This window comes from Carboxylicivirga agarovorans, from assembly GCF_050589845.1.
Classification (GTDB): Bacteria; Bacteroidota; Bacteroidia; order Bacteroidales; family Marinilabiliaceae; genus Carboxylicivirga; species Carboxylicivirga agarovorans.
On record NZ_JBNGPA010000018.1, the window covers coordinates 1 to 12,792 of the forward strand.

A 12,792-nucleotide genomic window follows, 5' to 3' on the forward strand; every position below is an offset into this window, starting at 1 on the left:
AAACTGATTGTTTTAACTTTCCGTTGCATAAGCCTCTTGTTTATTAATTAGACACTTGTTACTTTATCTAATTTACGACACAATAGAGGCTTATGTGTTTCTTATTACAAACATACAGCCTTTTTGTGCGGAGGAGAGCTGATTTACATGATGCATAGATCTATACGTTTATAAAACTTCTTTTCGAACACTAAAAGGCAAAGCGCAGCGACGCCCCAGGTTACCTAACGCCCATCAATCCGGTGCAACAGCAATTGTTCTTCAATGCATTTGTGTTCCATGCACCGGCATAGCAAATCCCCGATTGTGTATAAGTTATATTGATGAACTAAGAAAATGATTTTTGAAACCAAAGTTTCTTTTTTTGATTACAGATTACACGCCCCGTTAGCCACCGGGGTTAACGGATTAAATCCTTCGGATTTGATTACCAAGCTATAAATAGCAGGTCTACGTCCTGTTATTGACAGCTAACTTTTTCCATTGAGCATTCTTCTTAAAAAGTGCCCCGTCAGTCTTCTCGTTACATGGTACAATATCCGTAAACTGATATTAGGATCAACAGTAGAAAGGTAGCGAAAATGCTTCTTTCCTTTTATTGAAGATAACCATTGGCCCACCGTTAAGCCATATTTAGTGTTGTACTCAAAGAAGCTTTGTATTTCATTAACTTCGTCAATGAACACGGCATTATCGTTTTGTTTCTCAAGGCCATGTAGCTGATGCCCTGTCATGTCACAATACGCTTTTAACGGAATGTTATTCCCCGAACAGGTAGCAATGTATTGTTGCGTGTCAACCCGTCCTACAGTAGGTTCTATCATATAGAAATCACCTGTGATCTGGTGCTTTTTAAATTCGATTGAACCCAGGCCATTGTAGCCTATGGCATCAAATATCCTGATGGATTCATTGGTGACAAAGGCTTCGTTAACCGGTTTTGTCGATGTGGTAGAGCCGGTAAGGATTCGCCATTGCCTGATCTTTTGACCGGTAAAATGACTTTTTAATTCACCATTAACGCTATAATAGGCAAGGCAGTAATAGATGTGATCATCGCCACCGGGAATAAACTCCTGGGCAATGATCCTGTTTTCCGCTTCAAACATTTTCGGAAACACTTCTGCAAACTCGTCATAAGCATTAAAAATAATTGCTTTGGAAAAACCGGCTTTATTCCATTTCTCTGATTTTAGAAACGGTTTTACAATAACCGGAAAGGTCAGTTCTGCAACCTGTTTTCCATGTTCAATGTTTTCAATGTTGATTGTTCGGGGAACCCTGATGTTTAGTTGGTCAATAATGGCATTAAGCTTTATTTTATCAATCAGTTGCTGCACGGTTTGTGTCGTCGGCATATTAATGATAAAATGCTTCTCAAGCTCCTCCCGTTCGTCCAAAACAAACTCAACCTTTTCGTCGTTGGTCAGCATTAAAACCGGCCGCTGCGGTAATTTTTGAGCAAGTGATATTAGTTTTTGCCTGAGGTCATTATTGGAACTGTATACAAATGTTTCTTTGGTAAGTTTTGTTTTTAACTCAAGGTGTCCGGCGTCGTAAGTAAAGCCGTATAGTGGTATGTTGTATTTATGGAGCGATCGCAATATGCCATAGCCAGAGTGAGTTATGTCTAAAACAACAACCGGGTTGAGAGTTGATTCCGTTTTCATAATTAGTGCTTAATTGTTTGTTGGTAAGTTTGATCATAACTATTGGCAATATTGGCCCAGTCATATTTCGTTTTAATATGCGTAAAAGCACTTTTGGCTTTTTGGGCAGTCATATCACTATTGGCTTCAATAAGCTTAATTTGTTGTGCCAGGTCCTCACTGTTCTGATCTTCGAAAAAGGTCAGGTGCTCATCATTAAACACCTCTTTGTTTTCTTTAATATCACTTGCCACAATTGGTGTTTGGGTCGATGCTGCTTCAAGCAGCATAATTGACATGCCTTCTGTTTCAGACGGAAAGATGAATAACCTGGCTTTTTTGATCAGGGTCAGTAACAGTGGTAAATCGCCAATGTAGCCGGGGTAAATAACGTTAAGGTGTTTGTATTTATCTTTTAAATCGGCAACATACTCTTTGGCATGACTCAGATCGCCGGCAATAACGATTTTGCCTTTGAACTGAAGCTTATCCAGAGCTTCGAGCATGGTGTGACAGCCTTTGGTTTTCATGATCCGACGTGCGGCAAAGAAATAATATTCACCTTCCTGAAGTTGGTATTTCTTAAGAAGTTCATTGGCTTCCTTCTCTTTATAATCGTCTTTTATTGTTATACCGTTAGGAATGTAGGTGACATTCTTTACTTCCGATCCATTATTGTAGATTTTAGTCAATGGATTAGATATGCAGGTCAGTGTGGCATCAGAGTTAAGGAATATTTTTTCGGCTCTGCGAAGGTACCACTTTTCAACACTGGACCATTTATCTCTTAAGTAGGCAGATTCATGTGATGTTGCAATGATCTTGGTTTTGCTCCGGAAAAGAGGCAGGAAGAATGCTGCATCAATTTTATGCACATGAATCAAATCGAACTTCTTAAATTTCAGGTATAACGCGCTTTTAAGAAAGTAGAGCAAGGCACCGATACTACCGCCCGGCCATTGACTGAACTCAACAACCTTAACCCCGTCCATATGTGTATTGGCCTGTTTGTTTTTATAACACAGTATGGTTATATCATACCTGTCCTTTAGCTGGCTGATAATGTTTTCAGCTACTCTGCTGGTACCTCCTCTTGAAGGAAAGTACTTAATACCGTAAAATACAATCTTTGGTTTTTTCATGTGTGAGGGATTTGTATCTGGTTAATATACGGGTTCATCCTTATTGACTTTCAATTAGCTGCTTATAGCGTTCTTTAAATTTATTGGTTGAATAATTGTTTTTTAAATGGATGTAGCCCTCTTTTCCCATCGATCTTCCTGATTCAGGGTGATCAATAAGGTATTGTAAATAATTGGCAATATCTACAGGGGCTTTGTTTTTAGTCAGGTAGCCTGTTTGGTTATGGATAACAAGCTGGCTGTTATCACCAACATCGGTAGCAACTACAGGGAGGCGGTAGTTCAATGCCTCCATAATTGAATTGGATAAACCTTCAAAAATAGATGTACAAAGGTAAATGTTGGCTTTTTTGTAGTAATCTTCAATATTATCGGGCTTAATAATGAGCTCTGCTGTATCATTTAAATTTTCCCTGTCGACCAGTTCTCTGATATTCTGTTCTTCAGGGCCAAAACCAACAATATAATACTTGATTTTCCGGGTGCTTGTTATTGTTAATCGCTTAATGGCTTGCAGGGCCGTTTCATAGTCCTTTGCTTTGACAAAACGCCCAATGCTGATAATGTTAATACGTTCACTGTTTTGTCTGTCTGCATCAGTACCATTTACATTTATGGCATTAGGAACCACAATTGATTTGCTCTTCAAAAAACCATTACTTATAAACAGGTCTTTACCCGCATGGTTATTGAAGATGGTAGCTGTTTGAAAATGCTTGTGCAATAATTTTAGGGTAATGAATTTGTGATAGGGCAACCTGGAACTTCTGATGCCCCCGTAAACCTTGCATTGCGAAAGTCTGAGTGTTGCTATGGAGGCAATAAGGTTATCACTGCTTAGGTAAGCGAAAATACATTGTATGTCATTTTTAACAATGTTTTTTCTGAGTTGGCTGGCTTTAGAAACAATATTACCGTTCAGGTGAACCTTTGTAATGTTTTCACGATCAATAAGTTTTAAGTTAGCGGGAGATGCTTCCTTGTATTGATAAAAGACAAAAACACTGTATTCATCACTTAGCACAGAAGCAAGAAGCGCACTTTGCTTTTCTGCACCACCAGGTTTAAGCGATCGTATTAGGATTCCGATTTTCTTCATTCGATAACCTTTTCTCCCTAAACTAAGAAATATATGTCATTGATGCCTGATTTTTTGACTGTTGGTCAAAAATGAGTGGTTAACAACTTCTTTTTTTTGTAATTTTTTAAACAGCATACTTTGAATCATGGTGAATTATAATTTCTGGATAAACTATAGGGGATTACTAAAAACTAATGGATATGAGTAAGAAACTTCTATTTATGACACTGGCTTTAAGCATTGCTATGTCATGTTCAACAAATAATGATACTATGGAACCTAATTCTATCAATTCTAAAGCAATTTTTCTACACCACAGCACCGGTAAAACATTGTGGCGGGGCGGCAATACTTTTGTGCAAAAAGTCAAGCTCAAACTGGGTTTAACATCAGCAATGGAATTGTGGTTCAGAAAATACAACCGTCAGCAAGGCACAAGTTACCAGATAGAAGAAAGGGCTTTTCCGGCAAAGGAGCCGTATGGCTGGAACAATTACCCATACGACTATTATAATATCTGGGTCAAAAACGGCCATGAAGATTATTATATGGAAGAGCCCACTCTTAAAACACTAAGCAAAGAATATGGTGTCATCATTCTAAAGCACTGCTTCCCCGTGAGTAAGCTAAAGAGTGATGAAGAAAATGCTGATATTAATTCGGATGAAAGAACCATTCAGAATTATAAGTTACAGTATGAGGCTCTGCATAAGGAGTTTCAAAAGTATCCCAATACCAAATTCTTAGTATGGACACCACCGGCTTTAACTGAAAAGAAATCAAAAGAGGAATGGGCAATTAACATGAAAGAATTTTATCACTGGGTTAAAAATGAATGGGATAAGCCGGATGATAATGTTTATTTATGGGACTTTAGAGAGTTAGAGACTGAAGGAGGTTTATATCTTCTTGATAAATACGCTGAAGATCCTTCTGATTCGCACCCTAATACGCTTATTGCTGAGAAAGCATATCCTTTGTTCTGCAAGAAAATTGTAGAAGTCATTAATAAATAGACTCTATGCTTAGTAAAATTTTGCATTTAACGGCTCGTATACTGACCCGCATTACCATCGGAAAATTGCGTATTGCCATTTTAAGAAGGAGAGGAGTGACAATTGGTGATGACTGCATGATATTTAGTGCGGATTTTTCAACAGAACCATATTTGATCTCAATAGGAAACCATGTGGCAATATCTAACGGTGTTAGGTTTATTACACATGATGGAGCAGTATGGATTTATAGAGATGAATATCCTGATCTGGATATTTTTGGAAAGATTGTTGTTGGAAGCAACTCAGTAATTGGTATGAACGCCATTATTTTACCCAACACGGTAATTGGTGAGAATTGCATTGTGGCAGCCGGAGCTGTTGTTAAAGGAAAGTTTGAAGATAACTCTTTAATAATGGGTAATCCGGCAAAAAAAATAATGAATACGCAACTGCAAAAACGAATGTACTTAATGAGTCCGGCAAAGTTTAATTTAAAGAAAATGAGTGATAAGCAAAAACGCAAGGTTCTCAAAGAGCGGTTGAAGTTGCAAAGTTAACAGGGGATATTTACATGAAGATTTTACACGTTGCTGATAATTTAGTTATGGGAGGGCGCGAAAGGCGTCTTTTAGAGTTGATTAAAGGGCTTTTGGGAGCAGGGCATGAAATTGTTTTAGTGCTTTTTCGCGATGCTATACATTATAAGGAAGTATATGATTTGCCAATTAAACTGATCGTGCTAAAGAAGCGCTTCAGGTTTGATGCCTTTGTCTATTTTCAGTTGTTTAAAATATGCAGGGAAACCAATCCGGACATCATTCATTCATGGGGTGGCGTTCCATCCGTATTTTCAGGCTTGTCTGCCTTATGGTGCAGAAAAAAACTGATCAATGGAATGATCGCTAATTCGGAGTGCAAGCCTTTTACAATGGATTGGAGACGTTCAAAACTTTCCTTCCCGCTTTCTCATGTTATTGTGTCTAACTCCAAAGTTGGTATTAAAGCTTACGGAGTAAGTGATAAAAAGGGAGTTGTCATCTCAAATGGGTTTAATACAAAGCGTTTGGATGTGGCCTACAACAGAAAAGAAACATTACAGGAGATGGGAGTATCCAATGGTGAGGCATTGATTGGGATGATTGCCAGTATCAACTGGAGAAAAGATTTTCCGACATTCATTAAATCGGCTTTACTGGTTTTAAAACATACGACAAATGTTGGCTTCATTATTATTGGTGATGGAGAAGACAGAGCGGAAGTGGAAGGTATGATCCCCGCCGGACAAAAGCATCACTTTCATTTTCTGGGGAAAAGGCAGGATGTGGATCGTTACATATCGGTTTTTGACATTGGTGTCCTGGCATCTTTCGCCGAGGGTATTTCCAATTCAATTATGGAATACATGGCTTTTGAAAAACCTGTTATCGCATCTGATGTAGCCGGCAACAGGGAGTTGGTTGAAGCAGACCGTTCAGGCTTCCTGGTGGAGGTTAGAAATGAGCATGAAATGGCAGATAAAATGCTGAAATTATTGTCTGATAAACCATTGTCAGTGCAAATGGGAGAAGCTGGTAAAAGAATTATTTTGGATCGATTTACTGAAGAGCAAATGACTGAAAGGTATATTAAGCTGTATAGTAATCTGTTGAATAATGAAAAACTGGAAGTGTAGTATAGTATTGGTTTTCATATTGGGGTACTTGCATGTATCGGTATGTTCACAGAACATGTTTCCCGGAGCAGAAGGGTTCGGGTCTCATTCAAGGGGAGCATATGCCGGTGAACAATTACCGCAAATCATTAAAGTAACCAACCTTAACGATGGTGGGCCAGGCTCGTTACGAGCAGCGGTCAACCGACAGTATCCCCGCATCATTGTGTTCGAGGTGAGTGGTGTCATTGAGTTGAGCCGGACACTAAGAATTCAATCACCATATGTATTTATTGCAGGGCAAACAGCGCCTGATAGGGGAATAACGCTTAAAAATTATCCTTTAGGCATATCAACACATGATGTATTGGTTCAGGGACTTAAAGTCAGGCCGGGAACTGCATCGGGTAAGCAAATAGATGGAATTAATATTGCCGATGATTCAACAAAGTTGTTTAATGTCATGGTTGATCATTGCAGCATCTCATGGGCATTGGATGAAAACATAGGTATTTTAAACGGTGGAAACGGTATTACTATCAGCAATTGTATCATTAGCGAATGCCTCACCCATATGAATCATTCAAAAGGTTTGTTATCGATGCACTCGAAACGCTTAAGCATTATCAAAAATATGTTTGTGCATAACTCCGACCGTAACCCGCTTGTTTGGGGAGATACCTACGAAGTGCAGATCATCAACAACCTGATTTATAATAGTGATACCCATGCTGTGTATTTGGGCATGTCGGGAAAAAAAAGTACGCCTCTCAAAGCTGATATTATTGGAAACTATTACATATTAGGAGAGAGGAACCGTAATGATAAACTGCTTTCTATTCATGAGAATTTTCAAAACAATGGAAGGGTTCATATGGAAGGTAATATGACCAAGGGGATTAACTCCAGCAATCAGTATGGTAGTAACATGTTGCACAACCCGGGTAATAAGTATGTTTTTGATACACACAGGTCAGATAGTGTTTCATCAATCAAGGTTCTTAATGCTGTTGTATTAAAAGAATACTTAATAAAGAATTGTGGAGCACAGCCACGTTCGAGAGATGAAATTGATAGCCGTATCGTTAACGATGTTATTAAGCAAAGAGGTCAACGAATTGCACTGCCATCAGATGTTGACGGATGGGTGTATGAGTCGGGCGAAAGACAACTGACTATACCGGATGAACCACATGCCGACGAAGATGGCAATGGTTTTACCAATATCGAAGAGTGGATTCATAGTTTTTTATAAGTGAAGAGCTAATCGTTGCTTTAGACATCAATTTTAATGTATTGGTGTAAAGATTCTTCCCATATAACAAAAAACAGAGCATTAAAAATCTTATATCCTTATCTTATTCTAACGAATTGAAAGCTTATTCAAAATGCATGTGTAATTGAAAAATTGCAGCTTGGATGATGCAGTAAATGAGAGTACTATAGTAATTAATCAAATTCTTAGGTATGAAGGAAGATATCAGAACATTTATTTCGGAGATAACATTTGTGGATAAGAGCAAGATTTCTGATGAGGTGAAGCTTTTTGAAGAGGGAATTTTTGACTCAATGGGTTTATTGAGTCTTATAACTTTTCTGGACGAAGAGATGGGGGTTAAAACCGATGATTCAGATTTAACTGAAGAGAATTTCGAAAGTATCAATTCAATAGTGGCTTTCTTAGAAAAGAAAAAAGCATTGGTAAACTAGTAGCTTATGTGTGGTATTGTCGGGTTTATAAACGATGGATTTAATGTTGAGCAAAAAGAACTTGTTCTTAATCGTATGCTTACACAAATAAAGCATCGTGGACCTGATGAAACCGGACTTTATATAACGCCTGCATGCTCAATGGGAAATGTACGATTGAGTATCGTGGATTTAAGTTCGGGTCAACAGCCACTTTCTAATCAGGATGAGTCTCTTTGGATTGCCTACAACGGTGAAGTGTATAATCATGTTGAACTTAAAGCGAAGCTGGAGAAAAAGGGGCATCAGTTCAGAACTAATTGCGATACGGAGGTAGTATTGCATATGTATGAAGAGTATGGTCCCGAATGTTTGTTACAGCTAAACGGACAATTTGCTTTCTCAATTTGGGATGAAAAACGGCAAAGTCTGTTTTTGGCCAGGGATAGGTTTGGTATCAGACCTTTGTTCTACACGCAAAAATATGATCAGTTGGTGTATGCCTCTGAAATAAAGTGTTTGATGGAGCACCCTGAAGTAAGACGATCAATGGATTATAAGGGTTTAAAAGAGTCTTTGATATTCTGGGCTACATTATCACCCAACACTGTTTTTGAAGGGATCAAGGAGCTTCCTCCGGGTCACTTTCTAAAGGTAACTAATGGACAGGTTGAAATTCAGCAATACTGGAAGTATGACTTTAATAAAGACAAATTCAAAGGCTCTATTGGTGAAGCAGCTGAAGAACTTCGGGGCTTATTAAAAAGTAGTGTTGATCTGCGCCTTAGAGCAGATGTTAAGGTTGCTGCTTACTTAAGCGGTGGGCTTGATTCAAGCATAACAACAGCTTTGGTTAAGGAGATACAACCCCAGGTACTCAATACCTTTTCCATTGGCTTTGATGATCGTAATTATGACGAGTCGGCTTTTCAAAATGAAGTAGCTGCTTTTTTCAATACCAGCCATAAGAGTATTTCTTGCAATAATAGTCAGATCGCTTCCTGGCTGCCGAAAGCCATATACCACTCTGAAGCACCAATATTAAGAACTTCGCCGGTCCCCATGATGTTGCTGTCCGGGCTTGTTCGTCAGAACGGGATTAAGGTTGTTCTGACAGGAGAAGGTGCCGATGAAATGTTGGGAGGCTACAACATATTTAAAGAAACCATTATTCGACACTTCTGGGCGCGTCAGCCGGGTTCCAAATTGAGACCTTTGCTGTTGAGGAAGTTATATCCTTACATACCTCAGTTAAAGGATGCTTCGCCCATGATGCTCAAGTTGTTTTTTGGTTATCAGCTGGACCAAACCAACTCACCGGTTTATTCTCATTTATTACGTTGGAAAAATGGTCAGCAATTAAATAACTTGTTTGGCGCTGAACTGGCCAATGGTGTTGGTGCATATGATCCAATTACTGAGCTTTCAGATAAGCTGGAGAAAGAGCTCAATGGATATTCGCCACTTGAAAAGGCACAGTTAATAGAGTCCCGATTATTCATGTCAGGTTATCTCTTGTCTTCTCAGGGCGATAGGGTTGCCATGGCTAATTCCGTTGAAGGGCGATATCCGTTTCTTGATCACAGGGTAGCTGAGTTTTGTGCTACTTTACCCGATCATTACAAGTTAAATGGTCTGAATGAAAAAGTTCTTCTCAAGGAAATGATGAAGGGTGAACTGCCCGACGTGGTATTAAATCGCCCTAAGCAAGCCTACAGAGCACCGGTAGCGCAGGCCATTTTGAACGATAAGTTACTGCTTGATGAATATTTAAATCCTGATGTTATTAGTAGTTATGGTCTTTTCGATGTGGGTAAGACCAAGCTTTTACTGGATAAAATGCAGAGTGGTAAGCCTATAACCGAGCAAGACAATATGGCTTTGATTGCTGTTTTGTCGACTCAAATATTGCACAAGCAATTTATATCTGATTACCGGCATACTGATGATCAGTTATTATTGAAGGGAGATGTAAAAAATAAACAAGTAATTATCCGATAAATCTTTAACCAATGACAAAACCTAAATTTACTAAAGAGATTATACAACTGGAGGATGTTCAAACGGTCATAGATCAAATTGTTGCAAAGCTTAGAGAAGATGTTGGCAGGAAGCTGCGGAGGCGCGGTGGTGTTGTTGGGATCAGTGGAGGTATTGATTCCTCTGTTACATTGGCTTTGGCAGTAAAAGCTTTTGGAGCAAAGAATGTTTTGGGTGTTATGTTGCCAGAAAAGGATTCGAGTGATGACAGTAAGGAATTTGCATTGGAGTTAGCCCAAAAATTCGGAGTTGAGGTTGTTGAAGAAAATATCAGTGGAGCCCTGGATGGTTTTGCTTGCTACAGTCGTCGTGATGAGGCTGTTAAAAGGGTTATTCCTGAGTTTGATCCGGCTGTTGACAAAATGAAGATTGGGATTCCACAGGAGTTTATCAATTCAAATTTGCCACCGGTTTTCTTTGTGACAGTCGTTTTTGCCGATGGTTCAGAGAAAAGTGAGCGTTTGCCAATGAATGAGTATCTGCAAATTGTTGCCGCTTCTAATTTTAAGCAGCGCAGTCGCATGTCAATGTTATATTATCACGCAGAGGCAAAGCATTATGCTGTTATTGGTACTCCGAACAAACACGAAGTGCAGCAAGGCTTTTTTGTCAAGTACGGAGATGGAGGAGCTGATGTGATGCCAATAGGGAATTTATATAAAACCCAGGTATATGAATTGGCCAAAGAATTGGGAGTGCCTCAAAAAATAATTGACAGAACCCCTACCACCGATACCTATACGGCGGAACAAACACAGGAAGAGTTTTTCTATCAGATGCCTTTCGAAATGATGGATCTGCTGTGGTGTGGTTGGGAAAATGAGTACGACCCTGCGGAAGTTGCCGCTGCTTTGCATAAAGAGGTTTCGGATGTTGAAAAGGTGTTCAAGAATTTTGAAAGAAAGAAGAACACAACAGAATACCTTCGAATGCCTCCAATTCACAACTACTAATACCTGAATTATGAATTGCATTGATTACTTATTAGAGGAACACCAAAAGCATAGCGGCGATTTTATCCTGGGAAGAGGTACTCCCTTGTCATATCAGGAGCTTATTCAGGGTGTGATACGACTGAGTAATTGGTTCGAAAGTAACATCGGAACAGGGAATAAGGTCATTTTGATAATGCCCAACAGCAGTCAGTCGGTCATAAGTTATCTTGCAATTATGAAGTCAGGAAATGTGGTGGTACCACTTAATCCGACTATTGAAAAAGACGGTTTTAATGACATTGTTGAACGATGCAATAGCAGGTATTTAGTTACTACTTTGCAATTGAAGCTACGGTCAGATTTTCAGATAGAGACTATTTTTACGGAAGAGAAGATTGATGCCATCATTCAAAAAGATGAAGCTCCAGAGTGGAGATCAAGTGCTGTTACGCCTGATGCTTTAGCCCAGATCATATTTACCTCTGGTTCTACAGCCAAACCCAAGGGAGTGATGATTTCACATAAAAATATCATTGCCAATACCAGCTCGATTATTGAGTATCTCAGCTTAACAAGTAATGATATAATTGAAATAGTGTTGCCGTTTTTCTATTGTTACGGTTTGTCCTTACTCCACACTCATTTAAAAGCAGGTGGAAGTGTGGTGCTCAATAATACATTTATCCTTCTTAGTTCTGTTTTAAATGACTTTCAAAAGTATAAATGTACCGGCTTTGCAGGTGTGCCAAGTCATTTTCAAATCTTGTTGCGAAAATCCAATACCTTTAAAACATCGAAGTTTCCTTATTTGAGATACGTCACCCAGGCAGGAGGTAAACTGCACACTACCTTTATCAAAGAGTTCCGTGAAAGTCAGCCAGACATTAAGTTTGTTGTTATGTATGGGCAAACAGAGGCAACTGCACGCCTCTCCTATCTGCCGGTTGAACGTTTGAGTGATAAGCTGGGCTCGTTAGGTAAGGGAATACCAAATGTTGAATTACGCGTTGTTAATTCAGATGGTCAGCCGGTTAAACCCGGTGAGATTGGTGAGATTATCGCACAGGGGGATAATGTCATGCTTGGTTACTATAATGAACCTGAGGAAACAGCTAAAACAATAAAAGATGGCTGGCTTTATACCGGTGATCTGGCAAGAGTTGATGAGGATGGTTTTATCTACCATGCTGCACGCCGTAAAGAAATGATCAAAGTTGGTGGCAGGAGGGTAAGTCCAAAGGAAATAGAGGCGGTTATTGTAGGTATAGACGGTGTTATTGACTGCTCTATTGAAGCACAGGAAGATGAAGTATTGGGAGAGGCCATAAAAGCTATATTGGTAACGAACAAAACCATGCATATTACTGAGGATATGGTTAAACAGATTTGTGCTGATAATCTGGCTAATTATAAAGTTCCACAGGTAGTAGAATTTATTGATAATATAAAGGTTAATGCAACAGGTAAAAAGGTTAAGGTATAGCCAATTAAATGGCGATTTGAACGATTATCCTGTTTTTTTAACCATTGGTAAAAAGCAAATTCCGACAGATATTTTTTGATAAACGTAATATTTTGTTGGAGGAAATATAAGTTATGAGTGTTTA

The 12,792-nt window shown here is 38.9% G+C and carries 11 protein-coding genes; 8 read left to right on the forward strand and 3 right to left on the reverse strand.

What is annotated here, in order from left to right:
• Positions 1-470 precede the first annotated feature (470 nt).
• The 3 genes from ACRD69_RS16365 to ACRD69_RS16375 are packed head-to-tail and all read right to left on the reverse strand — an operon-like array spanning position 471 to position 3,890.
• Positions 471-1,670, reverse strand: a complete 1,200-nt coding sequence (locus ACRD69_RS16365; RefSeq protein ID WP_430816193.1) for a carboxylate--amine ligase — start codon at positions 1,668-1,670, stop codon at positions 471-473.
• 2 nt (positions 1,671-1,672) lie between these two features.
• On the reverse strand, positions 1,673-2,791 hold the full coding sequence (locus ACRD69_RS16370) for a glycosyltransferase family 4 protein (RefSeq protein ID WP_430816194.1): 1,119 nt from the start codon (positions 2,789-2,791) through the stop codon (positions 1,673-1,675).
• 40 nt (positions 2,792-2,831) lie between these two features.
• Complete coding sequence (locus tag ACRD69_RS16375) at positions 2,832-3,890, reverse strand: glycosyltransferase (protein WP_430816195.1); 1,059 nt, start codon at positions 3,888-3,890, stop codon at positions 2,832-2,834.
• A 182-nt stretch (positions 3,891-4,072) separates the two neighbouring features.
• Between ACRD69_RS16375 and ACRD69_RS16380 the strand changes: the two genes are divergently transcribed.
• The 8 genes from ACRD69_RS16380 (at position 4,073) to ACRD69_RS16415 (ending at position 12,668) form a co-directional block, all read left to right on the forward strand.
• The gene (locus ACRD69_RS16380; RefSeq protein ID WP_430816196.1) at positions 4,073-4,888 is read left to right on the forward strand and encodes a hypothetical protein; all 816 of its coding nucleotides are present in this window, start codon (positions 4,073-4,075) and stop codon (positions 4,886-4,888) included.
• Positions 4,889-4,893: 5 nt separating this feature from the next.
• Positions 4,894-5,427, forward strand: coding sequence for an acyltransferase (locus ACRD69_RS16385; protein ID WP_430816197.1), 534 nt, complete (start codon positions 4,894-4,896; stop codon positions 5,425-5,427).
• Between the two features lie 14 nt (positions 5,428-5,441).
• Positions 5,442-6,542, forward strand: coding sequence for a glycosyltransferase (locus tag ACRD69_RS16390; protein WP_430816198.1), 1,101 nt, complete (start codon positions 5,442-5,444; stop codon positions 6,540-6,542).
• Positions 6,523-7,776: a pectate lyase gene (locus ACRD69_RS16395; protein WP_430816199.1), complete on the forward strand. Its 1,254-nt coding sequence runs from the start codon at positions 6,523-6,525 to the stop codon at positions 7,774-7,776. Before ACRD69_RS16390 ends, ACRD69_RS16395 begins: the two co-directional genes overlap by 20 nt.
• A 212-nt stretch (positions 7,777-7,988) precedes the next feature.
• The gene (locus tag ACRD69_RS16400) at positions 7,989-8,231 is read left to right on the forward strand and encodes an acyl carrier protein (protein ID WP_430816200.1); all 243 of its coding nucleotides are present in this window, start codon (positions 7,989-7,991) and stop codon (positions 8,229-8,231) included.
• Positions 8,232-8,237: 6 nt separating this feature from the next.
• Positions 8,238-10,211 carry an asparagine synthase (glutamine-hydrolyzing) gene (gene asnB, locus ACRD69_RS16405; protein ID WP_430816201.1) on the forward strand — a complete coding sequence of 658 codons (1,974 nt, stop codon included), beginning with the start codon at positions 8,238-8,240 and terminating at the stop codon, positions 10,209-10,211.
• An 11-nt stretch (positions 10,212-10,222) separates the two neighbouring features.
• A complete protein-coding gene (nadE, locus tag ACRD69_RS16410; RefSeq protein ID WP_430816202.1) occupies positions 10,223-11,203 on the forward strand; it encodes an NAD(+) synthase in 981 nt (326 codons plus the stop codon).
• A gap of 10 nt (positions 11,204-11,213) precedes the next feature.
• Positions 11,214-12,668, forward strand: coding sequence for a class I adenylate-forming enzyme family protein (locus ACRD69_RS16415; protein WP_430816203.1), 1,455 nt, complete (start codon positions 11,214-11,216; stop codon positions 12,666-12,668).
• Positions 12,669-12,792: the final 124 nt, after the last annotated feature.